Raw genomic sequence first — 25,343 nt, 5'->3', positions numbered from 1 at the left:
TCTCTAGTAATGATGTGTAATGTTCATCTAAAAGGACAGTACTTCCAGATGAGCCCATCGATTTCTTCTTGATGGAGATGTGCTCCTAATTGTTCTAGAGAGGTGATTCCAAATTTTTTTTGAAGACCACAGGGAGAAATTTTTAAAAAAGCATTGGACGGTGTGTACAGGTTTAAAGCCATTCCATGAAAAGCAATATGTTGCTTTATTTGAATTCCCAGAGAAGCAATTTTTTTATCGTGGACCCATACACCTCGGCGCTCTGAAACTTGTTGTCCTTGAATTCCAAGGGAAATAAGTAAGCGTATAATCCATTGTTCTAAAGTATTTACATACTCTGTAACCCTAAATTCCCGATATTTTACATGGATAAAAGGATAAATCATACGTTGTTCCGGACCATGAAACGTGATAAGTCCTCCTCGACCTGTACGATACACGGGAATCGTTGAGTCGTAAAGTAAAGGCCAGGGTGCATTGGCTCCCAATGTATAGACAGGGGTATGGCTTAAAATCCAGAGTGCCTCGCAGCAAAGCTCTCGTGCTACATCCTGGGCATAGTGCGTCATGGCATTGTAAACATTTATATACGACTGATTCTGCTTCCAACGATAGCAATGCAATACAGGAGCACGCATTAAGATAAAATGCAGCTATAGAGTAGAATAATTGCTAAGCCACAGCGATAGATGAAAAACCACAAGAAAGAAATTCGGTTAATATAATAGCGAAATATCCACAATGTGCCCCAGCAAGTTACAAATGTAATTCCAATGATTTGGATCCAAAGATAGCTCGTAAAATTTAAACTGATCCATTGAGGGGCTTCTAGCGTGACGCAGGCAAAAATAGAAATAATACCAAGAGCAATAGAAATGCGCAAAGATTCACCTCGGGAATATCCCAGGCATCGGCAGGCCAGTAAACATGCCCCCAGACGACTAACCCCAGGGAAAAGCGCACACATTTGCAGGGTACCTAATATACAAGCCCGTTGAACCCAACCTTTTTGAAAATTTTCTAATTTTATAGAATAAAAACGAGGTCCATACTCGTCACACCACCACAATAAGAGACCAAATCCAGCGCATAAGAACGCTATAATATCCACGCGTTGTAATCGAAGATGGAGCACATGGAGTATTCCCCCTAAAATAAGCACAGGTAAACTAGCCAGAGTAGAAAAAATCCACCACCGTGCTTCTGGTGTGGAATATTTTCTTTTTAAAATATGCCCAAATCCTATAAAAATTTTTACTATTGATGAAGGATACGCTCCACAAAAGGCAAGACCCGTTCCAATATGTAACGCGCTTTCTAGCGCAAGACTTGGAAGGTGAGACATCCACAAGGCTACTAGACGAATATGCGAGGAAGAACTTACTGGAATTGCTTCGGTAACTCCTTGAACTAAGCCGTACACCCACAAAAAGTGTTCCATACACTGGTTCCCTATAAATAAAAATAGTATTGTAAAAATATTTTTTATTTTAGCACAATTTATCTAAAGAAGCAGAGTGGGACAAGAAAAAAAATAGAGGGCCTAAGCTTCATATTTTTTTAGGGTTAGGAATTAAAGAAATTAAAGAATTTATTGAAAAGAAGTTTTGAATCTGTAGATGATTCAAGCTTTAGAAGAACCCAAAAAACATATTTTTTGGGTTTTTCTCTGGAGTGTCTGGTCGCAAAATACCTTACAGATACCCTATGTAGAAAGAGGCAATAGCGGTAGAAAAGCCTCAAAACAATTTAAATTGAGCAATCCTCCATGTTTAAACCCAACCAGAACTAATTTTAGAATTTAGAACTAGATATTTTTGTTCCATAATATCAATTCTGAATAAATAATATTATTATTATCTAGAACCTATATGCCCTATTGACACATAAAAAATTTGCTTCTACCATTTGAAATAATAGGTCATATAGTTTCTGTGTTGCTTTCTTTTGATAACTCTCCTCTTACGTTAGCATGTCAGCTTATCAGTCGTGCAAGTGTTACCCCTCATGACGGAGGAATTTTTTCGGATATAATAAGCGCTTTTTCTTCTCTCACAGAAAACGTGGCGTGTCTTGAATGGGGCGAGACAAAAAATCTTTATATACGCTTTGGGACTCAATCCCCGCATTTATGTTTTGCAGGACATGTGGATGTTGTACCTTCGGGTCCAGAGTCTTATTGGATGTTTCCTCCTTTTCAGCCTACTCATCTGAACGGATGGATATATGGTCGTGGTGTTGCGGATATGAAGGGAGCCATCGGGTGTTTTTTGTACAGTTTATGGAATCATGTTCTACAAACTCCTCGAAAAGGCTCTTACAGTATATTACTAACCAGTGATGAAGAAGGCTCTGGATTAGATGGAATTCAAAAAATGGTTCCGTGGCTTCAAGAAAAGCAGGAAAAAATAGATCATATTATTATTGGAGAACCCACAGGAAGTGCTGTGGGAGAAGTTTTGCAAATTGGTCGCAGAGGCAGTATTACAGGCACATTAACGTGCCAAGGTCTTCAAGGACATATTGCTTATCCGGATTTGTGTGACAATCCTATACCCCGATTTATCCAGTGTCTTCATGAGCTTATTATGACGCCGTTAGATGAGGGAGACGAAAATTTTGAACCCTCTCACTTCAGCATTATTGGATTGGAACCTTCTGCGCTGGCTATGAACGTTTCTCCTTCTTATGCCAAAGCACAGTTTGGAATTCGGTTTAATCCTCATCAAAATTTTGACTCAATTCATCACCATATTTATCATATGTGCACAAAACACGATTCTTTCCCTTATACTGTTGATCTTACAGTCCACGGTTCTAGTTTTTTGACAGAAGATGCGTCCTGGATAAAGTGCGTATCCGATGCTATGTACAAAGGTACAGGGATAATTCCTAAACACACAACACGAGGAGGTACTACAGACGGACGGTTTTTACACGTTTTGGCTCCGGTTTTAGAAATCGGCATGCCAGAAACAACAATTCATCAGGTTAATGAGCGAGTACGTGTAACAGATTTTCAGCTCCTTTCTTCTATTTATACTCACATTTTAAAGCACTATCAGGAAATTTATTAAAAAAAGTTTTTGAATCCTATACTGGGTATCTTTTTTATGCTAAAACTCTTTTAAAACTCTATCGTAGAAAGAGAAAGTTTTGTTTGTTCCATTTCGGTCTTATTAGTTTTGATGAAAAGACAAGTTTTTAATTTTCCTTACGTTCCCCTTCTAGAAAAAGCACTATATAACTGGTTTTTAATAATGCGTTCTCCCCTCCCCTTTTAAGTTAACGTTAAATAGTGACAGTTGAATAAAAAATTAGTTATTTTAGCCATTTTTTGAGATGAATTTTCAAAAACGTTAGCTAAAAAAATGCATATTATTTTTTATGTATGTTCATGTAAATGATATCAGATGTTTTTGTCACGCATTTAAAAGATTGAACGTGACGCATACAAAACAGTATTCAAGCGTAAAAGACCAAATAAAGTGTTTTTTTTACTTTTATGCATTAGTATTTTCTAATACTAGGCTTCTATACATAAATATACTTCTTAAAGGTAAGCACTGCTCTGGGAAACATGATAGGAAAGCCAGTATCAGTTTATTTACATAATCCATAGAAACATCCATTTTTACCCCATAAATTGAAGAAGCCCACAATCCAAAAACAGCTTCGTAAGTTCAATGCTCTCGAGTCCGTTGCTCAATTCTTTATTCGTTATGAAAAACTTGATTCCCAATATAACTCTCATAATGGTTAAACTTTCTGAAAATTTTCAATGCTTTACGGTGGTTTTTCTATGGAAAGTCGCGCTATTCCTCTCGCTTGGACTATCCTTCAAACCAAGGGTTCCATTGGGTTTATGTCTAGAAAGTGCTCTTCATTTCTGTCTTTCAGAGGATACTGGAAGGTATTTCTTTCCTACGAAAGCGATGAGTTTTACAGAATAAGAGCTTTCATTGCTTGGTGTCAGGCGCATAATTAATCCTATTGACGCTTGTCTTATAGTAAATCACCTTGAATTAGATTCAAAAACAGAGTAGCATAAAAAATATAAAAAAAAGTATCAGAAATGTTTAAGGTATAAAAGCATACAGTAACTAGATAGTGTAATCGACATAAGAAAAAGAACACTACCATTCTAGAAAACGCTTAAGATGTACACGTAGAGCAGAATTGTGAAAAAGTAAAATTATTTTTCATAAGCTGTAACAACACTAGATCAAAAAATATTGGGGGTAAGTTTACGCTCTAAGTAAAAGATATACCGTAGTAGTATCTAAAACTTGGCAATAAAAAATATTTTTCCCTAGTAAATCAGAAAAAGAAAAGCAAAATAGATATTGAGAAGTAGTAAAAAAAGCGAAAATCATTTAGGTAAAAAGCGTGATAGAGATTACAAAAAAACTATAGTATAGCTGGCTTAGCAAATAATCAATCCATAGCACCCATAATAATTCCTGGATTATGAATATTTTAATGATTGGGGAAAGCATCGTTTAACCAAAGCCCTAATAGCTTAGACTAATTATCGATCATGCTTTCTTGCATATATCAGAGGAAACGAGTGTATTCATCCAATTTTTTGGCTTCAAAATAACGTTTCTACCCCGTTATTCACTAGATCTAAATCTTATAGAGCAATTTTTAGGTAATATAAGACTATAACCCTCTTTCTTTTTTCGTACCTGATATTATATAATTTTCTATATATCCCACTGTATTATTAAAATTTTAAGGAAATAACGCGATATAGACTTTCGTTGCTCTAAGAAAATGTACATTACGTGATAATAGAACTCTGGATCATCAACCTTGTTTCTCTACTCATTAAACGACTCTTTTAGACAATCGGTTCGCGTCTTTAAAGCCTTCCGAATTCGTTGAATAATCCAAGACGGACCCAATATATTCAACATATGGTAAAGACCTACAGAAGCAGTGCGTCCTAAAAGCACTATACGCAAACTTTTTGCAAATTCCGGCAGTTTAATTCCTCGAGTTGCAACAAAATTTTTCAAAAACAATTCCAGATCGTCCGAATGCTGGACAACTCCATCAGAAAATTCATGTAAGTATTGTTCGTGCTGAGCATTGATCAGGCCCAATAATTCTATGGGAATAACAGGAATTTCTTCATAAACATATAAATTGAGATGTTCTCTTAAATCAATCAGCGTCTTTGCGCGCTTTTGAAGCTCGGGAAGCACTTCTAGTCCCCGTACTTTATCTCCTTGCATTTCTAATATAGCCCATAGGTGCGACGGCGTATAATGGTGGATATAGTATTTGTTAAGATCCAGCAATTTCTCCTCATCAAATCGAGAAGGAGACGGAGACAATCCGTCTAGGTCAAACCAATGTAATGCGTTTTCTCGAGAAATTTTTTCTTCATTTCCATGGGCCCATCCCAAACGTAAGAGAGCGCTTTCCACAGCTTCTGGAAAAAATCCTTGGGATTTATAATATTGTACATCTACCGCGCCATGACGTTTAGATAATTTTGCTCCATCCATACCGTGAATAAGAGGAATATGCACCAATTGTGGAACACACCATCCTAAAGCATGATACAAATTAGCTTGCCGAAATGCATTGGTGAGATGATCATCTCCACGAATAATATGAGTAATCTCCATATCATGATCATCTACCACCACTGCCAGCATGTAAGTCGGTGACGCATCCCGTCTTAGTAAAACCATGTCATCTAATGATTCAGCTTGTATACAAAGAGAGCCTTTAAGATGATCATTGAGGTGTAAGGACCCAGCTAACGGTGATTTTAATCGTAGAGCAGACACTCCAGGAAGTGATGGCAAGTCTAATGACCTGCAATGACGATCATAGCCAATAATTTTTCCCTGTAGTTTTGCAGTTTCTCGCAGAGTTTGTAGACGATCTGGAGTACAATAGCACCAATATGCCATTCCTTTTTCAAGCAGGAGTTCTCCCACTTCCATATGACGCTGCCGGCGCTGAGACTGAAACACTACAGGTTCATCCCAATCTAAGCGCAACCAATGAAGTGCATCAAAAATTTGCTGCACTGCTTGCGGAGTTGAGCGTTCTGAATCTGTATCTTCGATTCGTAGAAAAAACTTTCCTCCATACTTACGAGCATATAAAAAATTAAACAACGCCGTGCGAGCAGACCCTAAGTGAAGCCAACCCGTGGGAGAAGGCGCAAAACGTGTTACAACGTTCATGTATGTACTCCAGGAAAAATCTAGGTGCAATATTAACGTATTTTCTGATTTTTGTCTACAAATTTTAATTGAGAGAAAAAGTTAATGCGGTCTAGAATCGATCTTAATAGACCTCTTTGGAAACTCTCATTTTTTTAATTCCATGGTATAGACCCCTGCAATGAGCGTGAATCTCAGTCCAAATCTGTTACGCCTGTTTCTGTATGTATCAGAGATGATCTTGAAGCGTTTGAGCATCCCAATACCATTTTCATTCATTACCCGCGCACTGGAAAGTTCTCTATTTTTCCTTTTTTCTTCTTGCGTTAGCGGATTTTTCTTACCCTTCTTTTTTGGAATGTCAGTTCTACTATGGAGTGTTTTCAAGCCTTGATATTTTGTATCCGTAATACCCTTAATTTTAGGATGAATATGAGTTTTTGATTCTTTAAAACCCCTGAAATCATGACGCTTGCCCTTTGAAAAAGCCGTGCATATACCTTCTTGAGTTACTACACCTTGAGTGTTTAAGGGGTGTTTTTTCTTTTTCCCTGAGTAGTATGCTTTTGTCTTTTTTTGGGCGCTCTATTGGGGGGCTTGATAAGCGTTCCCTCTATCCATTTCCCCATAGCTTTGACTTATATGGAAATAAGTACGGGTATTCCCGGATGTACTCAAGAGCCATAAGAAGGCGATCCTCTAAAATAAGCGTGTTCTTTCCACCGCCTTTCGCTTTCTTAAGGCCTTCGGCTTCTCTGAAAATATCAAGCATCTTTTGAAAAGGTGATCTTTTAACGCCTGTTAAACGATAAAATTGTTCGCCTTCTATATTTTTCATGGTTTCCTACTTCATGACAGATCCTTCTATAGAGCGTTTACATCAAACTTTAAATTTAATCCAGTTTCTCAAGTGGTCTAATATACATTTTTAGCTGATTTGGATTTATGGTTCCTTTTCTGTTTAATCGTGCTGTAGGCTTGATGAATCCTTCGTTTTCCTAGCATGTCCACTCTCTACTTCCATTACTCTTACTTCCCATAACTATTTTTGCGATCATCTTTTGATTGTTACATAAGTTTATGTATTATATTTTTTTATTTCTATTTCTGTTTTATCTTTTTCATTTTTTGATAATTATAATAACTCTAATCCCATTTAAGCTAAACTGTTACATCAAGAAATGTACTGATTTTTTTATAGTGAATTATGTGGCATGACGGAGAAGGATCATGAGTCTTCTATCAAAACAATACTTTCCCAAACCTTTTCCCTTCGTATGACATCACACACTCTTACTGAATGGTATTATCGTTCATAGGATCTTGATATTCGGTCCTTATTTTGTTATGATTAATTACTTTTTTCTAGAAATTTTATTTATATGTCTGTCTATATACGATACCCTAGCGCGTGCCAATCCTTAGTTGCTTTTGTGTTGGGAAATAGCGTTTGGACAATGACACTTCAGGAAAGAAAACTGACCCGGATTACGGGAAACTTAAGCGATCTAGGAGCGTTAGCGCTCCATCCTCGGGGAATTGCTTGGAGCAGTGATGGACAGGTGTTTCTGCAATGGCATGATCAGTGTAGCCCAGAACAATTAACCTATAGTTCTGTTCCTGTTTATGTTTTGGGATGGTACCAAGATCACATTGTAATTCGAAGCGGATTAAACCATCCCTTTAAGATTTCAGAGCTTTTTTTACTGTGTCCACATTCTAAGCAGTGGACTCCCATATTGTGTGGAGAGGCCAACGCCATTAGTTGGGGGACGCATGGTCGCTGTGTTATCCAAAGGGCAGGATACCGATATGGAGCCTGGCAAAGATATCAGGGAGGAGCAGTGGGACAACTCTGGGTCGATATTCAAGGAGACAAAAATTTTACTCCCTTACTGAGCACAAGTCAGTACAACTATATCTCTCCAGTGTGCATAGAAGAGCGCATCTTTTTTTTATCTGATGTGAGTGGCTGGGGTAACGTTCATTCGGTACTTTGGGACGGGTCAGATATGCGCCAACATACAACAAACCATGAGTTTTATCCCATGCATTTAACGGGAACTCAAGATCATTTAATGTACACTGTGGGCGGGGCACTGCACGTGTTATCTTTGAAAGAAGAGACTATCCAAGAATTTCCCGTACCCCTGCGACCTAGCAATTTGGAAGAGGGAGACGTGTTATACGATTCAGAGCGTTATTACAGGGCTTCTGCGCTCTCTACAAAAGCAAAGCATCTGGCTGTAATCACTCGAGGTCGCCTCTTTCAAATGACATTATATAAGGGACCAGTTTGGCAGTTGCCTTATGGTCGTATGCCTCTTGGACATTATCGGTGCTTACAATGGCTTTCAGATGAAGAGTTAATCACCGTTTGCGATGAAGGTAAACGAGATGTACTTCATCTGTTTCAAGATGTAGGGGGGCCAGAGATCGTTTATACGTGGAATGATTTTTCTGGGGTAGAGAGCGATTGGGGCCGTATCGTTACTATGAAAGCGCACCCCAAAAAACGTCGCTTAGTTTTAAGTAATCATCGTCATGAACTGTTTTGGGTAGATTTAGAAGAAAAAATTGGTTCTTGGATCGAAACTGCTTCCAAAGATTTTACTCAAAAACGCGGAGAAATTTTGGGCATTTCCTGGTCTCCCTGTGGTCAAGGCATTGCCTATGGACTCCCCCATAAAGCACATACGTCATCAATTATCATTTATGACACTCTCGCCCAACGTCGTCATGTCATCGTAGAGGATATGTTCGAAAACGTCGCCCCAGTTTTTGATCCTAAAGGACGGTATTTATTTTTTTTCTCTGCGCGACACTTAGAATCTGCTCTAGATCCGGTACATTTTTCTAGTCAGTTTGAAGCGCCATTATTACCTTTTGTTGTAACACTGTTGCGTGATACACCAAGTTTATTATACGCTGCCCTAGAAGAACCCTTATGTAAAGAAGAATCAGATTCTCAGGGAGAGAAAAAAACGCTTTCGAGTCAAGAGACTTCTAAGCATGATAAAGATAGCCTAGTCTCAATAGAAGGATATATAGAGAATGACACTACGAAAACCCAAGAAAAAGTAGACCATGAAATGTCTTGTACTACTTCCTCCACAGTGCAAGAACTTTGTATTGATTTTGAAGATATTCACTTGCGTATCCACCCTTTACCAATTCCTCCTAGGCCCTATACCCAACTTGTGTGTTTGGAAGATGGTATTTTATATAGTACGTGTTTAGAGCATGGCTTGTTACACAGTGTACAAAAACCAGAGCAGAAGTTGTGGCGATATAGTTTTTCTGATTTGACGGAAACTTCTATTCTGGATTCGGTACAGGAGTGGAGTATTTCTTCTGATCAAAAATGGATGCTTTATTTAACTCAAGGACGGTTACGCACGATACGGGCTGGAACAAAGCCAGATGAAGGAGAGGATCATTCCTTTCGTATGGGGGGATGGTTAGATTGGCAACGTATTCCGCTTCGTGTATGTCATCGTCAAGAATGGCGTCAAATGTTTGATGAAGCCTGGCGGCTACAAAAAGATTTGTTTTGGAGAAGTGATTTGGGAGGGGTAGACTGGGATACGGTATATGAACGTTATCGACCTTTGGTAGAACGTATTACTCAAGTAGAAGACTTATGGGCTATCATTGAGGAAATGCATGGAGAGTTAGGAACCTCTCACGCTTACGTTATTCCCTCAAAAGAATCAAAAAACTTTTCTCTTTCCGCTACGTTGGGTGCTTCGTTTTCTTACGTCAAATCAGAAGATGCATATCGTATTGAAAAGTTTTTAATTCAACGCTCAGGACAATCCGTTCCATTGCAGCGCCCTGGTCTTTCCATTAAGCCCGGTGATTTAGTTTGGTCTATTGGTGGGCAGCGATTATCTCAGTCTTGTCCCCCAGAGCAAGTATTGTGGGGTAGAGCAGGATATGGGACTCCTATTGAGGTAGGCTCTAAAAATGAAGAGCGACGTTCTGTGGTAGTATTCCCGGAGAAAGGTTTCCAAGAGCATGAATGGCGGTATGAGTCGTGGATCGCTGAAAAAACATCCTATGTCCATGAACAAACTGAAGGAAAATTAGGATATATCCATATCCCCAATATGGGATGTGAAGGAATGGATGTATTTATGCGATCTTACCTTCAAGAGTTTGATCGTCCCGGTCTTATCATTGATGTACGATTTAATGGAGGGGGTAACGTTTCAGAAATTATTTTTCGCTATCTTACGCAAAAACGTTTAGGATATGATCAGAGTCGTTGGTCTGGGGTAACACCATATCCCAGCTTATCTCCAAGAGGACCTATGGTCGTATTAATTAATGGGTATACGGGTTCTGACGGAGACATGTTCGCCTATGCGTTTAAATCTTGGAATTTAGGAAAAGTCATTGGAAAACGAACTTGGGGTGGCGTAGTGGGAATATGCCCTCGGTATCCACTGCTTAATGGAGCATATACAACTCAGCCAGAATATGCTATTTGGTTTCCAGAAGCAGGATGGAGTTTGGAAAATCGGGGCGTACACCCAGATATTGAGGTAGACATTACACCCCAAGACCAAATTCTAGCGAAGGATCCACAGTTAGATCGCGGAATTTTTGAGGCATTAAAGGCAGTGGAGCAAGATCAAGAACGGCAACATCGTTTGATGCCAAAAAATTTTCTGTGAAGACTTTGTATCGTTTAAAAGGATTTTTATTCTTTTTAAGTAGTATTTTTTCTAATATTACAAAAGCTAAGTCTTTGCAAGAAGTTCCTATCGTGGCTCCTGCGGGATCAGTAGAAGCTAAAGTTTTTCAAGTATTACAGAAAAATTTTCCTCAGTTAAAGAAAATGATTTGGACGCCGCCTGTGTATTGGCACAGCGCTAGTGATGAAGATAGGGGCGCCCGGCTCTTAAAAGAATTAGGCACCGCATCTCTTTGGGTATGGTGTCTTCGAGGGGGGTATGGAAGTGCACGTATTATCCCTCTTCTTCAGGCCGCACTGAGGCAAAAAAAACTTTTTATTCCTAAGGTATTTATTGGATACAGCGACATTACGTGCTTACATCTTTGGGCTGATAAGCTGGGCTGGAAAGGGCTTCACGCTGTTATGCCAGGAGATTGGGTAAAGCCTTTTGTGCACCGAAATAACTTTACATTACTTGATAAAGTTTTAACTAAAAAAAATGGTGTTCTTCACTATCAAGGGCTGATACCTTTTAATACAGCGGCTAAAAATTCTTATCCTCTTAAAGGAAAAATTATTGGAGGCAATTTAACCTTACTAGTTCACAGTATCGGAACCGCTTGGCAACTTCAAGGAAAAGGTAAGATTATTATTATAGAAGATTTAAATGTAGAAGGGTATCAAATTGATCGCGCCTTATACCATCTTGTACAAGCAAATGTGTTACAGGGTGCTGTTGCAGTTGTTTTTGGGACCTTTTCCGGGAAAAACTTCCAGTGGCGTAGTGCTTTAGAACGGTTTGCTCAAAACACATGCATTCCCGTTTTTTATTGGCCTTATTTTGGACATGGCGCCTTTAATTATCCTATACCTCTTGGATTTGAAAGCCGATTAAAGTGTACCATGGGAACATGGAATTGGTCTATTCCTTATGCTTTTTGTAAGTGAAGGCTTTAAGAGAAATATTCCGTGGTATCCAGGTAGAATCTAAAGATTCACTATATTTTTGTTCTTTCCGGATTTTTTTGAATCTGAACATTTGATAATTTAATAAAGTGCTTGAAATTTTTTTTATTCATCTTGATCTGTAGTATAACTTCATTTTTCAATTATAATCTGATGTAATTACATAAGCTATATCAAGACAATTTTTAGACCCCTAGCCCACTACTCCAGACTGTGCTATTTATAACAAAAGTTATATGTTTAAGTGAGGTCGACATTTTTCCTAACCGTAGATCGATTCCAGAAAGAAAAGAAACAAAAAAATGTAAAATATCAAGCTTTACGTCCTATTCTTTCTCAGCCATTAATCCCGATATAAGTCATTTTTCTATGAAATTTAAAACTTTGTCCTAAAAAAGAACTAAATCAGGTTACCGAGAGCATGGCATGAAGATTCCTTTTTCCACTTTTTTAGACTTATTGCATACCGGTTTTTATGTTTTCTTTAAAGCACTAGCGAAACCTTTATAATTGTAGGAGAAATCATTCTCTGTTCGTGATCGGCTTAGCGCTAAGGTATCAAATATCTTTTACTACCCCCCCCCCCGTTTTAGTCCAGTGCATGAACCTTTTATGTATTGTCACCCAAGTTTTCCGTACTCTTTGGGTAACACTATCCAAGATACACCTGTTTTTTTCGCCCACATTACTGATTTTATAAATCCTAAATGAGCAGCGTCTCTAGGCTCTCTATCTTCTAGTGCACCAAACAAACTTCTTTTTATCGGTTTTTTTGATCTTCTTTTAAATCGTATAACATTTTACTAATCGACGTTATAACACTTCAATTACAATATTTTTCGTTTTGCATGTCGACACCACCTAAGTAAGTTTTTGAGAATTCATCTAGAAAAATTTCCATAAATTATCAAGCGACCATTATCTCCGTTAACGAATACTGCGCTTTAGGATCTCAATGTAGATAGAATCTTAGTTCTTGTGCTTTTTTTAAACCATGGGAAACCTATTTTGAATGTTTACTCAATAAAAAAAATATACTTCTAGCGCAACTTTTCTGACTTCTTTCTCTAATTTTTTTAAACTTCTTATGGTATTTTTTATGTTGGATTTATGATAGCGCTTCCGTCCTGTTCTGAGCCCAAATTCTAAAGAAATTAATGTACTTTTTGTGAACAAGGTACCTTGTTAGCCTTCATAAGTCTTTCTGTATCAGTTCTTTATCGTCTTTACACCATCTGTTGAATGTCTCCAAGCTTAAATCGAATAGTTCAAGTGCTAATTATTAACGTACATTAATAGATTATTTGGCATAATATATTATATGAGATTATACATTGGAAACAGTACAAAATAATTGTCTAACCCAATATTCTCCCCGTCTTAGCGAGCGTTCTGCGTACTTAAAGTTTTTTTCATGAATCGTTCAGCTATCAATTTAGTTGCGTTGATTACATCACTGACTTTACATCGAATATTGTTAAAAACTTCATATCTGTAGAAAAAACGTTATTCTTTTAAAGAACGGTTTAGTACTTTTTTTCTCACTTGTGCATTTTTTTCTAAAAAATTGTAGTAAGAAGAAAGTCTAGAAAGGGTTTTTCATTTAAAATCATCCTTTAATGACGAAAGATTCATTGTGATTGCGTCTTGTTTAAAACTTGGGTCGCTCTGAATCCTAATTTTTTTTAGAAGCAGCGATCCCACTTACGTTTTTATATTTATTCCACAGGCACAACCGCGGCACAACTATCTGACTATTTGAGCAAACTCAAAAAATTTTATCAGAAACAATAAACATTCTTTTTTTGACAGTACACTTTGAATCAGTAGAAATACATGAAGAATTCTTTAAAATACCCCCCTACACTTTCTATGACGCCTATTCACCATTTCAAACCAAATCCCATTCTGTATTATCCGGTAGCTTTTTGTGTTCTCAGGTATAAACATTAGTCCATGCAATGAACGTAAAACGATCAGCGTTAAAGCGAGTTTAGGTAAATTTTCACATGGACCAGCGTCTTATTTCCAGAACAACCCAACGGAAAGATCTTATTAGATACAAGAAAAATTTTCTCAACCCAATCTGAAGCTATGCACCGCATCTACACTCCACAGGAAGCATCCTGTAGTGACTAAAAATCAAAAGCCCTCTCTTGCATTAACTTAAGAAATTATGCCCAATAAAACTATGCAGACGTCATGAAAAAAAGTACCCCGGACTTTAGATGTGTTGACTGTTCCAAAATTGACTACGTTTCTGCACGAACCACGATATTTCGTGAAAATAAGAATAACTAAAAATTTCCTGTCTGTGATGTGTACAGCTTCCATATTTTATGGGTAAATAGATTATTCTGCACCAAAAGTAAACACTATTTACGGATGAAACAAACATAGGGGCATGTAAATTATCTATAATCTACACTTTTCACAGAACTCCTATTCATGATTGAGATAAAATAAAATCTCAAAAAAACATAAGCTAAGTATTCAGGAAAGTGCTTAACCTATAAAAAGAACCTTACCCAGAAGGTATAAAAGTCGGAATAAGTTCTGAAAGTTTTTTCACCTCTTTAGAATCCAAAACTTTTTTAGTAACAATACGATACATCATTTTTCCCTTTTCAGCACGAGATTGAATTGTAAATTCATATCCTTCTGCTTGTGCTTTCAGTCGTACTAAGAATTCCTTTGCACGATTCAAATCAGAAAATATTGGTCCAATCTGCGGGCGCCTCCCCAAAGAATTCGGTGCTTTTTTAGAAGGAAATAAAGTAACACCTGGGGCGTTTTTTTTCCCAAGATGATCCGACAAGTCATCAGAAAATGGCCTGGACACACTAGACTTTTGAGTACCGGGCTTTTGAATTAATTCTTCTTTAGAAGCAGGTAACGCAGGGGGGACAGGATCTTTTTGCTTATCCTCAGAAGACTTTACCCCTTCCTTATCCTTAAGTCTCTCAGAAGATAACGAGGGAGAAGATGAATTTTTTTCCAAAGGCGGTGCAGACACGGAGGTTTCTGGAAGATCATTGTAGGGCAGAATTTTTTCTACAATAGGCGCTTCTTCTTGATCTAAGTCGTAAATTTTTTGCACGTTCTTCTCTTCCTGAGGCGCCACATAAGTCCTCACGGGAAGTCCATAATCTTTTACTATAGGAATAGAACTTTTTGACATGCTATAAAAAATTCGGTAAGCTAAAACGCTTAGCCCACCACAAACGAAACTACACCCTATCAATACTATGTATAGCTTCCATGACACTTTCTCAGAATGAGCAGAATGTTTCATTTTGTAACGCGAGGAGTGCTTCACGTATATGATCTAAACTACAAGTCTACTCCCTTTATGTTACCACAAATAAATAAAGTGTCAATTTCTCTTTAATAGAGTTTCAAGTGTTTTTTTAAGTCCCTTTATTAAAGCGCGCCTTCCAGGACTTGAACCTGGGACCTACGGATTAGAAGTCCGACGCTCTATCCACTGAGCTAAAGACGCGGTACCCCATTAGTATACCCTAAATTTCCTAAAACAATCTAGAGTTGAGCAACAAATAATTTTAACCTCAACAATACTTAATGAATTTCTATGGTTGAATTTTATCCAGAATATGGTAGGATTTGAAGACATTAGAGTGTTTATAAAAAATATGAAACAGCATCACTGCTTTTCAGTAGCTCGGATAGATCAAAGAATTGACAAATGGGTGCATCATCATTGGCCTCAAATTCCCTATTCCGCCATTCAAAAAGCATTACGCACGGGAAATGTGCGGGTTAATCATAAAAAAATTTCCTCAAATTATCGACTTTCTTCTCAAGACGAAGTTCAAGTATATCCCGGATGGCTGACAAAAATGAGTACCCTAGAGACTTCCAGTGGAACGTTGTGTGCGTATTGGCAGGAGACAGTTTCTCGCTGGATTGCCTACACGCATAAAGATTTTTGGATTATACGTAAACCTTCCGGAATGGCATGCCAAAAAGGCACGCATCAAAACTTAAGTATTGATGATCTTATGTCAAGATGGGCAGGTCATCCTGTGTACCTTGTGCATCGTCTCGATAAAGCCGTCAGTGGTGCTTTAATTGTGGCAAAAACACCCCACGCTGCATCCGTTTTAGGAAAAATGATGCAAGAACGCAGCATTCAAAAACGTTATTGGGTGTTAGTGCATGGAAAAGTTGAAAAAATTCGAGGACATATTCAGGTTCCTTTGATTACTCAATCTTTTAACGTCAGTGTCTGTCATCCTAAAACACCTAAAGCTTTAGTTTCTCATACAGAATATCATCGACGCAACGTTTACACTGAGCCTTTTTTATATTCTTGGTTAGAGCTAGTGCTTCACACAGGAAGAAAACATCAATTGCGTGTACACTTAAGCCACATTGGTCACCCTATTATTGGAGATACAGTGTATGGAAACACTTCTTCTCTCCCGTCTATTCCTCTAAAATTACATTGTTGTAGTATTGCGTTTTTTTATGAAGACGAACCTATACTATTGGACTGTGATGCACCTGAAGATTTTTTTACTGGAATTTCTGATCTGATAGAAAAAATATAAATAAAGCTATTTTGAAATATTTCGTATTTTTATTCTCCGTTAATCCGTCGGAGAACCCTAGATAGCCCATTTAAGGGGTTTATATAGTACGCCATAACGCCTCTTAGAGCCTTTCTCCCCTGCCCTATGCTCAAAACAAGATCACAAAAAGACAGGACGCGGTGTGCGTCGTAGTGTAAAAAAGTTTTTTCTTCATGCATCCCAGGCTACTTTAAGAAAAAACACTTTCTGTATGGGAATTGGATTTTTGAATCCACTTTTACTCCGCCTTTCCACGCTTCTTTTTAACACAGTGATTCCATTCTTTCTACCTTCACAATTGTTCAGCGTAGCACTTCTCTAGATATTGTTGATGCGTTTTCTTGAGAGCGAGAAAAAAATTATCTATTTGGGAGATCGTTGGCTCTACACACTGCACGTTTCTCCGTAAACATCGTCGCTTTTTCCCTACAATTCTCGTTAAGGGATCTTCAAAAATAAATTGATTTTTTTTCTCTATAGGGTAAAGCCAGTTAGCCCATAGACCTGTAAAGCGGGCTTTTATCATTTTATCGACTTCGCAATGATAGCGTTGTGCAGTTATTTCGGACGAATCTACACAAAATAAACCTTTTGTTCTAAACATCATGAAAGCAATACCAATACCTTCATTCATAGAAAGATGACAAAGACGACGGTTTAAAGGACCGTAAACTTTAGATCGAGGATGCATTTCACCAGAAAGAAAAATGCTTGCTGTCACAGAAAGAGGTGGATTAAAAAAGTATCGCTCTTCTTTTTCGGCGTGCTTTGGATTAAACCAAAGTGCATAAAGAATTTGATAAGAGCCTTCTCTATTAAAAATATCCCACTGTGAGGCTGTGCGATCGTAAAATGCTTCTCCAAGACTGCTCTGAAGCAAAGTTTTTCCATAAGAAACACAGTAGTGACGTTTTGAATCAGCATTGTATTTTCCATTAAAATCAAACTAATACGTAGAGGAATCGATAAAGGGAAAAGAATGGGTTGTTGCCCTATAAATCAGAGATCTTCCTACTCGTTCTGCCTCCCGTTCTATCTTCAAGATACGCTCTAATTGCTCAAAAGAAAAAGCAGGAAATGTATGCTCAATCTGTCGATTAAAGAGCACAACATCATTTTTTTGGTTTAAGGTCTTAAAAATCTCTCCCCAAGCTGTGTATAGAGTAGTATAATTCACCTTATCAGGGCCATTAAGCAAGTTGTACTCCGCAATGGTTTGTAAAGTACTTTGGTAAACCGGAAAAAAGCTTATGTTAAAATCGTGAAAGAGTTCTCTAACACGCGCCTTATAGAGCAAAGGGTCGTTTGAAGCATCTGTTTCAGCCTGTTCAAAAATCTTGGGAATTTCTTTAAAGATTTGACGTTTTGTTATGGTTTCAAGAGATTTTTTTAAATCCTTAATTTTGGAATGTAAAATATTTTTTGCAAATCCTATAATACTTGCCAGCTCAAATAATGTATTGGGCATATATTCTACACGATAATTTTTGTTAGGAAAACGTTCTTTAATTTTTTGATTTAAAATTTCCTGCACAGGAAAAGTAAGATTTTCTTGTTGTTGAAACACGCCTCCCTGATGCGCATCACCTTCGTTAGAGGGATAAACGGCTTGCTGCTGAGGGGTCAAATCTTGAAAATACCAGGACAAGACAGAAGTATCAAATTTACATAAAATTTCTTTATAAATGTACTCCACCTCTTTAGACGAGACATCTACTGGATTATTATTTTGGAGTACAATATACGCTCCGTTAGTACATGTTTCAAACACTATAGGTAGCATAAAAATTAGTTTTTTCAATGGTACGCCCTTCTGATACACACAAAAATCACGATAAGCACATAATTTACAAAAGTCAACATATAGAGCGCTCCCCAGGTTTTGACAGTGAAAAAAGTAATTTATGTTTGGAAGCAAACCTTACTGTTCTTAGGCAATGCGCTCTATACTCTACAAAACAATAGGTTTCACTTAATTTATACTTTCACACCATGAGATACACACAGAAAGACGCTAAACGCATCCATTTTTTCCTAAAGCCATATCAACCAATCTGGTCTCATACTATTTCTGAGAGATAATAATAAAGTTAAGTGAGGTAAAATCTTTGATAAAATATATACCCAAATTTAAGAAACGAAGCAGGTGCTCAAAAAAAGGCACTATCAAAGATTACTCTACGATCGTCATCCACGGCTTAAAAAAAGCCTTTTTGTACTGCTCTAAAAGCCTATAACTTTGAAAAACTGTGCCTTTTTAAAAAGATAAGTCCTAGATTTATCATAAAATTATAAATTAATCATTCAGAAAAGTTTAACAGTAATTCAACTTATACCATTCTTGGACAAAATACCGACTCTTTCCCCGATTTTCCATTGCATTATTCAGAAAAAAATATCAAAATAAACAGGAAGAATTTATATAATAAATTTAATGTCATCTTTAAAGCTTTATATCCAACGTTTAGACCTAGAACTTCCGGATGTTGGATATGCCACTTCTGGCAGTTCTGCCTTTGATATTCGCTCTCGTATTCAATACAGTTTTGAGCCAGGTACTACCGTAACCATTCCTACAGGCATTGCGGTTGCGATTCCAAAAGGATGGGAGATACAAATTCGTTCTCGATCTGGCTTGGCTGCCCGTCAAGGGATTGCTGTGTTGAATGCACCGGGAACTATTGATGAGGATTTTCGTGGAGAGATACAGGTTATTCTTATTCATTGTGGATCCACATCTTTTATCATTGAAAGGGGGATGCGGATTGCTCAAGCAGTCCTAGCTCCAGTGGTACAGGCGGAATTTGAGTGGGTCAATACCCTTCCCCCTACTCAGCGGGGAGAAGGCGGTCTTGGTTCTACTGGATTACACTGATACTTTCTTCAGAGAGGAGTCTGTTGAGAATCTTGAGCGTTATTTTTTTCTCCTTTTAGACGAATATTTTTCTAGCACGCCTCCCAACGTCATCGCTCTAGGCGTTTCTGGTGGACCAGACAGTTTGGCTTTGACGTATCTGTATTTAAGATGGACTCAGGTGTGCGCCACGCATGTTCAGCTAGTTCCCCTTATTGTAGACCACGGTATACGAAAAAAATCTTCTGAAGAAGCTTTACAGGTGCGTCAATGGTTAAGGCATTGGGGGTTAAGTCCCCACATTCTTCAGTGTAAGGGCGTTGGAACGAATCAAGCTCAGTGGAGACAAGCACGCTATCGTGCACTACTTTTGGCGTGCCACGCTCAGAAGATCTCTTGGTTAACCTTGGCGCATCATCAAGATGATGTATTGGAAACAGTTTGGATGCGCCAGCAAGCCTCTAGTGAATGGAGGGGTAAAGCAGGGATATCAAGCCACCGTATTCAGTGGAATATTCATATTTTACGCCCATTATTGGCTTGGCCAAAATATACCATGTATCGTATATTGCAGCACCTACAGCACCCTTGGGTGGAAGATCCGTCAAATCAAGCTCAACACTTTTTTCGTTGTAAAGCCAGAAGCGTTATCAAAAGTCAATCTCTTCAAGAACGCCAAGCGTTATGGAAAAATATACTAGCCCTTTCAGCCCAACGACATACAGAAAGTGTACGCTGGTATCGTCAAACTCACGTTGTGCCCTTTGCGGGAGGATATGCATTTCTCTGGACTTCTCCTTGTTTTATGCTTCCTATGTCTCAGGGAGCCCGGATATTATCCCAATGGGTGTTGAGCATTATGCCTCGTGCCACCCCTCTTAAACAAGCTCCCCTTCGGGAAACCTGGAAAACGATACTGTTTTGGAAAGAAAAAAAGGCGACGCCTTGTATTATTTTTACATTGGGAGGGTGTGTTGGCATTCACACGCCCCATGCTCTGTACTGTTTTAGGGAATGGGGCAGAATTATTCCGCACAGTCCGCCTGAGACTACGCTACCCTGGATGTGGGATCATCGCTTTTTATTCCCAACCTCCATTACTTGTCGCGTTTCTGCTTCAGGAGTAGGAACAAAAAATTTATATCAATCCCTTATACCCCCATCGAAGGATATCCCAAAGTATGTGCTCCGATGGGCTCAGGCTGCTATGCCCGACTGTCCTGAAGGTACATTGTATTACCCTAGTGTTCCCTGTCCTATTTTCTCTCTTCCTTTGGGGTATAAATTAGACCTAACATTTTCATCAAGACAAGAAAAAAAGTAAACTTTAAAAAAACTTTTTAAAAAAGTTGCGTATTTTTTCACGTTTTCCTTCTTTTGTTTTCTCCAGATTATTTACGGATTTTTTTAGAGCCTCAATAATCTTTTCTCGGTCCCCTTTTATTTGTATTAGGAATCATTGTTTCGTCTCCACAATACTCTCCCATGCGCTTGAAGAGCAATTTCTTGAGATCATTACTCGAGGCATTATTAATAAATTTCTCTTTAATGCTTTGTATACTCTTATCGACATAGTTCGCAAACGCTTCAATAAAGTGCTGTAACAATTTTTTTAAGGGATCATTAATAGAACCATTAATAAAAGAAAATCTTTTCCAATACTTCTTTCGTACAGGGCGTTGTTTTTGTGAGTCTTTGCATGCATGGGCAAAAATCCCGTTAATACTTCTTTTTGGCTTCGTCGCCTAATCAAGACTATAGGAGTTAATTTTTTCTTTTTTTCCAGAACTGAGTGACTCAAAATTTCTTTCAGCAGAACATAGTGTACTGAGTGTTCCTAAAAAATATAGTATGTTTTTATTGATTTTCATATGCATTTAAAATTTTTACAATAAGTACTATCACAAAAAGAAATAAAAAATTTTTATGTCAGCCCGGTTACTCAATGATCTCTTGTTCTATTTTCTTTTTTTCCTTTACGATCAGAGCATGGTCTTGACCTACGGCTTCGTCTAGAAGAAAACACAGCCCAAGCTTAAAAAAACTTTTTAAAAAAGTTTCCTGATTTTTTATCGTTATTCTGTTTTTCTTCTATTTTTACTTTTTTTAGCTCTTTTTCTGCTTGTTTAATTTTTTCTTTTTCATCTTTTCCCAGACCTATTTTTGACATGAGATGTTTTTTTATTTGACTGTACAATATTTTTTTGAAATCATACTTCTTACCTTTCGCTAATTGCTTTACGATATCCTCTTCGTGACGCTCAACATAATCTGTAAAAGGATCAAAAAGTGCTAAACAAGTTTTAAAGTGCGCGGGAGAAGACTTAGATTCTGGATTTTGTTTATCACACAAATGATAGGCTAAGGCTTGAGTACAGGCGCTGACAGGTCTTGGAAATTTTGGGTCTATCGCTTTGACGTTACAGGCAGAATAAAAAAGCGGCTCAACCTTAGCTAAATTATCCATTAACAGTTTTATTTTTGAGTATCCCCAATCCATTTTTTTTACTTCCAGTACATTCAAAGTGTTGGGATTCTCAGAAAACCATTGATTAAATTTTTCTTCAATATCTTTTTGTTTTTTCGGATCCAATTCATTAAGAAACCAAGCATAATTTTTTTCCAAAGGAGCAAAACACATAGGACTTATTATAACTAAAGCAAAGATTATATATTTATTCATATGTATATAAGTTTGAAAGTTCTACATTCAATTTTATAATAAAAAAAAAATAAAAAAAGTTAATATTATGTATTTTGTTCTATAAAAGATTTAAAAATAGATTTATTTATCTATAAAATAATTTTTTTTTTATATTTTTATTATAGCCTGAGAAAAACAATAAAAGTTAGAATAATGAAAAAATTAATTAATAAAAAAAAATACTCAAATAAAAAATTTTATATTTTATTTTTAATCCTGCTCTTTACTCTTCCAGATTTAGGGATTTCTGGTGGCGGCGGAGGGGGCAACAATAATAAAAAAATAGAACCAGATACATTTCCTAAACTTCCAGCTCAGTGCTTGAATAGAGCAGGTAAAATCCTAGACGTTACAGGAAGAATTAATTCAACCATCATCAATAACCAAACCTATGATCTGTCCCAATTTCATAAAGACCTCACCTCAAATATTGTGCTACAAGACGATTCAGCACGCGCTATTGTAGAGTATTGTAAAAATCAAGATGCCGAAGTAGATCCCGAATATATGTTAAAAGCTAATCCCCAGTTGTTTGGAATAAATGATAGAGAAAGACAGCAAAATTTTTCTGAACTTAATGCAATAAAATCGGGCTCTCAAGGAAATCTTTTGATCCCTGTAAGTATTTTGAATGCTCGCGGAGTCCCAGAATATTTTTTTCAGCAAGATTTAGATGCCTATAGCATCCTGGAGCTAAACGAATTAGGGTTTATTACCGATGCTAATCTTCAATTTATCAGCGCGATTCGTATCAGTGGAGCTTCCATTGCAGTGGCTGCTATGACGGAAAAAGCCCAAGCTGTTATGAATTCCGGAATAAGAGTTGATGTACAAAATTTACAAAAACAACTGGATAGTATCCAACGTCTGGGTTCTTTATATTTAGACAATATTGATTCCGCTAAACGATCTCTTCCAGCACTTAAAAAATATGATTATCTTCAATTGCAAAAAGATGTAAATACGCTTTCTGAATATTTTAAAAATTCTCGTGTTGGAGATGGTAGAAATAGTGATACCAATGTTTCACTAGATTCCATGATCGTACTTTATCAAAAAACTCTTAGTACCTTAAGCACAATCCAGTTAACAAAAAATGCAGTACGTACACCCTTTGATGAAATGAACCGTATTGCAAAAGCAATGCCAGGAACTGAACCTCAAAATTTAGATGAAATGTTGAACGCACCTAAAAAATATACGGTACCGTTACGCTTTGTATCTGATGCTGTTGAAGATACAAATACAATAAAACTATTTTATTCTTGTGATGACTGGCTGCTTCAGCTCCAACCTCTTCAAAAACGTATTGATGAATTACAGTCGGTGAATCAAAACTTTATTCCTAGTTTAAATAAAAAAATTAATAATTTAAGTAATAGCCTGACCACCCTTCCAGCTCAAAAAAAATCTTTCGAAAGAGCATTATCAATCTCTGCAAAAAAAGGAACAGGGAAAGATTTTGATGGATCTGTAAAGGAATCTTTTGATGTATTGCAATTTTCCATCAGTAAGATCAGAAAAAGTTATGATGGAATTGTAGCTTCTATAGAGGAAGGAAAAGCTATAAAAAATGCGGAGTTTCAAGGATCTCTCGCGGAAGAAAAAGTTCGTCTAGATCAACTTACTCCCAAAATTCAAGCAGAGGAAGAATACAAAAATGCAATGCCTTCTATGATTGAAGATGCATATAAAAAAGCAGCAGAGCAGAAAAATGCCACCATTGCTCTCACTACAAAAGAAATCAACGAAAATATTCAAAAACTTAATGCATTACTTGTACCAATCTTAGCAGAGATCAACGCGCAAAAAGATGCTAGTCCGTTATGGAACCAGAGCTCTGGATCCATTGCGTACTCCATGAAAGTCCTTACTGGGGATAGAGCTAAATTGAGTGCAGTTCTTGCCACTACTACGGAAACAGATAAAGAACTGAGGAATTCTCTTTCTATTTTAGATTCTTCAGTAATTGCCGCATTAAGTCAAGCAAATACTATAAAAGATCGAATTATTGTCAGTCAAATGATGCCGAATTATACTGCAGCACAAAATTTAATTAAGATCATGAAGGGTGTTCCCGCAAGCCCAGAATCTTTCCCCGCAGCATTAACAAAATATAAAACGGATAAGAATTCTAGCGCATTAATTTCGAAATATAATGAAATTCTTGCAACAGAGCAAAAAACTAAGGCACTTTTAGAAGAAAATTCTAAAGTATTGGGTTCTATGAGCCAAAACAATCCAGACGTAAAATTCTTAACCACCAGTATTCAGCCTTTAATTCAGCCTGGTGCAGCAACAAGCTTGGATAAAATATTTAATGCTTATGTCGCAACACAAATGCCTGCCGAACTTAAAGTTCAACCCTTACCCTAACACTCTCCGTGTATCGTGATAAAAATCACTGAAAATATAGAGTACATAGTATCTGGCTTTCACCCTTAAACTTTATAAAAAAGGTTTTCTAAAACGTGAAAGCTTCAAAAATATCGCTGAGCTTTCTTCTATTCAACAGAAAGTAATCGTAAAGCCAAGTAGGAATGTTGATATCCTTTATTTTTTCAAATAATAGATTCTGTCAGTATTTCTACCACAGCGATAAGAGAGCTCCGAGAGAACGTAAAGATCTTCTAAAGAAATCAAATATTTTTATCAATTTTTTATCAATGCTTATCAGTCAGAGCGTGGGGTTAGCGCTGTTGGCATTTTCAAAGCCCTGAGACATCTTGCTGTTCGCCATCAAAAAACCTTAAATCATCCAAAGGCGGATCTAGAAAAAAGATCTGTATTGTTCCAAAAGCGTGATCAATTAAAAAAGCAAAAGTTGATAAACCTGGATTGGCGCATGATATGCTAAGAACTTACGGGTATTCTATAAAAGGGCAGCGTTGTTATGGAAAACAGGATTGGGGTGTCCAAAGTAAAACAAATGTGTAGAACAATAGACGCTTGAATGGGCTTTACTTTAGGGCTTATTGAATTGCTTACAGGTTCTCTAGAGGTATTGACTTTCTGGGTAGAGGAAATATTCCTAGATGTTTGATCCCAGAGAGTTATGGTATATATTATGAAGATAATAATGCATGGAGAAAAAGCTTATGGGACAAGTATTACACGCAAATGCCAGAACAACGGAGGCAATCCGTAGAGGGATCCGTGATAGTAAAGAGAGTATAGGAAAAGCGGCTAAAAGATTTAATGTTAACCCAAAAACAATCCTCAAGTGGAGAAAAAGAGAAGATACGAAAGACCTTCCCATGGGACCTAAAAAGATAAAATCTACAGTTCTATCAGAGACAGAAGAAAAGGCGAGTGTGACTTTCAGACCGCTTACACCATTGCCTCTTGA

General features: G+C 37.3%; 14 protein-coding genes, 1 tRNA gene and 2 pseudogenes. 8 read left to right on the top strand and 9 right to left on the bottom strand.

Going from position 1 to position 25,343, the window contains the following annotated elements; translation table 11 throughout:
* Positions 1-23: 23 nt before the first annotated feature.
* Positions 24-638 carry a lipoyl(octanoyl) transferase LipB gene (gene lipB / locus HCUR_RS00350; RefSeq protein WP_104206266.1) on the bottom strand — a complete coding sequence of 205 codons (615 nt, stop codon included), beginning with the start codon at positions 636-638 and terminating at the stop codon, positions 24-26.
* A complete protein-coding gene (locus HCUR_RS00345) occupies positions 638-1,441 on the bottom strand; it encodes an undecaprenyl-diphosphate phosphatase (protein WP_104206265.1) in 804 nt (267 codons plus the stop codon). The genes lipB and HCUR_RS00345 overlap by 1 nt, the downstream gene beginning before the upstream one ends.
* A gap of 454 nt (positions 1,442-1,895) precedes the next feature.
* Here HCUR_RS00345 and dapE point away from each other — a divergent pair, with 454 nt between their 5' ends.
* Positions 1,896-3,077 carry a succinyl-diaminopimelate desuccinylase gene (gene dapE, locus HCUR_RS00335; RefSeq protein WP_207760829.1) on the top strand — a complete coding sequence of 394 codons (1,182 nt, stop codon included), beginning with the start codon at positions 1,896-1,898 and terminating at the stop codon, positions 3,075-3,077.
* Positions 3,078-4,826: 1,749 nt separating this feature from the next.
* Here dapE and gltX read toward each other — a convergent pair.
* Positions 4,827-6,212: a glutamate--tRNA ligase gene (gltX, locus tag HCUR_RS00325; protein ID WP_104206261.1), complete on the bottom strand. Its 1,386-nt coding sequence runs from the start codon at positions 6,210-6,212 to the stop codon at positions 4,827-4,829.
* 126 nt (positions 6,213-6,338) lie between these two features.
* A pseudogene (locus HCUR_RS00320) lies at positions 6,339-7,029 on the bottom strand (transposase family protein).
* 544 nt (positions 7,030-7,573) lie between these two features.
* Here HCUR_RS00320 and HCUR_RS00315 point away from each other — a divergent pair.
* Both HCUR_RS00315 and HCUR_RS00310 read left to right on the top strand, forming a co-directional pair.
* Complete coding sequence (locus HCUR_RS00315; protein ID WP_104206260.1) at positions 7,574-10,873, top strand: S41 family peptidase; 3,300 nt, start codon at positions 7,574-7,576, stop codon at positions 10,871-10,873.
* Positions 10,870-11,823: an LD-carboxypeptidase gene (locus tag HCUR_RS00310; RefSeq protein WP_165780577.1), complete on the top strand. Its 954-nt coding sequence runs from the start codon at positions 10,870-10,872 to the stop codon at positions 11,821-11,823. The genes HCUR_RS00315 and HCUR_RS00310 overlap by 4 nt, the downstream gene beginning before the upstream one ends.
* A 2,542-nt stretch (positions 11,824-14,365) precedes the next feature.
* On the opposite strand, the gene HCUR_RS00305 is transcribed toward HCUR_RS00310, so the two are convergent.
* Complete coding sequence (locus HCUR_RS00305) at positions 14,366-15,022, bottom strand: hypothetical protein (RefSeq protein WP_129591780.1); 657 nt, start codon at positions 15,020-15,022, stop codon at positions 14,366-14,368.
* Between the two features lie 248 nt (positions 15,023-15,270).
* Positions 15,271-15,343 (bottom strand) — tRNA-Arg (locus HCUR_RS00300).
* 151 nt (positions 15,344-15,494) lie between these two features.
* On the opposite strand from HCUR_RS00300, the gene HCUR_RS00295 reads away from it, so the two are divergent.
* Complete coding sequence (locus HCUR_RS00295; RefSeq protein ID WP_207760828.1) at positions 15,495-16,415, top strand: RluA family pseudouridine synthase; 921 nt, start codon at positions 15,495-15,497, stop codon at positions 16,413-16,415.
* Between the two features lie 313 nt (positions 16,416-16,728).
* Here the strand turns inward: HCUR_RS00295 and HCUR_RS00290 are convergent, their stop codons facing one another.
* Both HCUR_RS00290 and HCUR_RS00285 read right to left on the bottom strand, forming a co-directional pair.
* A complete protein-coding gene (locus tag HCUR_RS00290) occupies positions 16,729-17,316 on the bottom strand; it encodes a hypothetical protein (protein ID WP_104206256.1) in 588 nt (195 codons plus the stop codon).
* Between the two features lie 66 nt (positions 17,317-17,382).
* Positions 17,383-18,237 carry a hypothetical protein gene (locus HCUR_RS00285; RefSeq protein ID WP_207760827.1) on the bottom strand — a complete coding sequence of 285 codons (855 nt, stop codon included), beginning with the start codon at positions 18,235-18,237 and terminating at the stop codon, positions 17,383-17,385.
* A 633-nt stretch (positions 18,238-18,870) separates the two neighbouring features.
* On the opposite strand from HCUR_RS00285, the gene dut reads away from it, so the two are divergent.
* Positions 18,871-19,311 (top strand): dUTP diphosphatase, encoded by a 441-nt coding sequence (gene dut / locus HCUR_RS00280; protein ID WP_104206254.1) that lies wholly within the window; start codon positions 18,871-18,873, stop codon positions 19,309-19,311.
* A complete protein-coding gene (tilS, locus tag HCUR_RS00275; RefSeq protein ID WP_165780575.1) occupies positions 19,289-20,614 on the top strand; it encodes a tRNA lysidine(34) synthetase TilS in 1,326 nt (441 codons plus the stop codon). Before dut ends, tilS begins: the two co-directional genes overlap by 23 nt.
* Positions 20,615-21,325: 711 nt before the next feature.
* On the opposite strand, the gene HCUR_RS00265 is transcribed toward tilS, so the two are convergent.
* A complete protein-coding gene (locus HCUR_RS00265; protein WP_104206251.1) occupies positions 21,326-21,973 on the bottom strand; it encodes a hypothetical protein in 648 nt (215 codons plus the stop codon).
* A 174-nt stretch (positions 21,974-22,147) separates the two neighbouring features.
* Between HCUR_RS00265 and HCUR_RS00260 the strand changes: the two genes are divergently transcribed.
* A complete protein-coding gene (locus HCUR_RS00260; RefSeq protein ID WP_104206250.1) occupies positions 22,148-24,370 on the top strand; it encodes a hypothetical protein in 2,223 nt (740 codons plus the stop codon).
* A 707-nt stretch (positions 24,371-25,077) separates the two neighbouring features.
* A pseudogene (locus HCUR_RS00255) lies at positions 25,078-25,343 on the top strand (IS481 family transposase); the annotation flags it as partial.

It is taken from the genome of Holospora curviuscula (assembly GCF_002930195.1).
Lineage (GTDB): Bacteria > Pseudomonadota > Alphaproteobacteria > Holosporales > Holosporaceae > Holospora > Holospora curviuscula.
The sequence above is the reverse complement of the archived record's forward strand: the minus strand, read 5'-3'. Positions and strand labels throughout refer to the sequence as shown.

Bases quoted from the DNA above. Each gene is read 5' to 3' on its own strand.
- HCUR_RS00265 (WP_104206251.1), bottom strand. From the start codon at position 21,973: ATGAATAAATATATAATCTTTGCTTTAGTTATAATAAGTCCTATGTGT.
- HCUR_RS00260 (WP_104206250.1), top strand. From the start codon at position 22,148: ATGAAAAAATTAATTAATAAAAAAAAATACTCAAATAAAAAATTTTAT.
- dut (WP_104206254.1), top strand. From the start codon at position 18,871: ATGTCATCTTTAAAGCTTTATATCCAACGTTTAGACCTAGAACTTCCG.
- HCUR_RS00315 (WP_104206260.1), top strand. From the start codon at position 7,574: ATGTCTGTCTATATACGATACCCTAGCGCGTGCCAATCCTTAGTTGCT.
- HCUR_RS00295 (WP_207760828.1), top strand. From the start codon at position 15,495: ATGAAACAGCATCACTGCTTTTCAGTAGCTCGGATAGATCAAAGAATT.
- HCUR_RS00305 (WP_129591780.1), bottom strand. From the start codon at position 15,022: ATGTCAAAAAGTTCTATTCCTATAGTAAAAGATTATGGACTTCCCGTG.
- lipB (WP_104206266.1), bottom strand. From the start codon at position 638: ATGCGTGCTCCTGTATTGCATTGCTATCGTTGGAAGCAGAATCAGTCG.
- gltX (WP_104206261.1), bottom strand. From the start codon at position 6,212: ATGAACGTTGTAACACGTTTTGCGCCTTCTCCCACGGGTTGGCTTCAC.
- HCUR_RS00345 (WP_104206265.1), bottom strand. From the start codon at position 1,441: ATGGAACACTTTTTGTGGGTGTACGGCTTAGTTCAAGGAGTTACCGAA.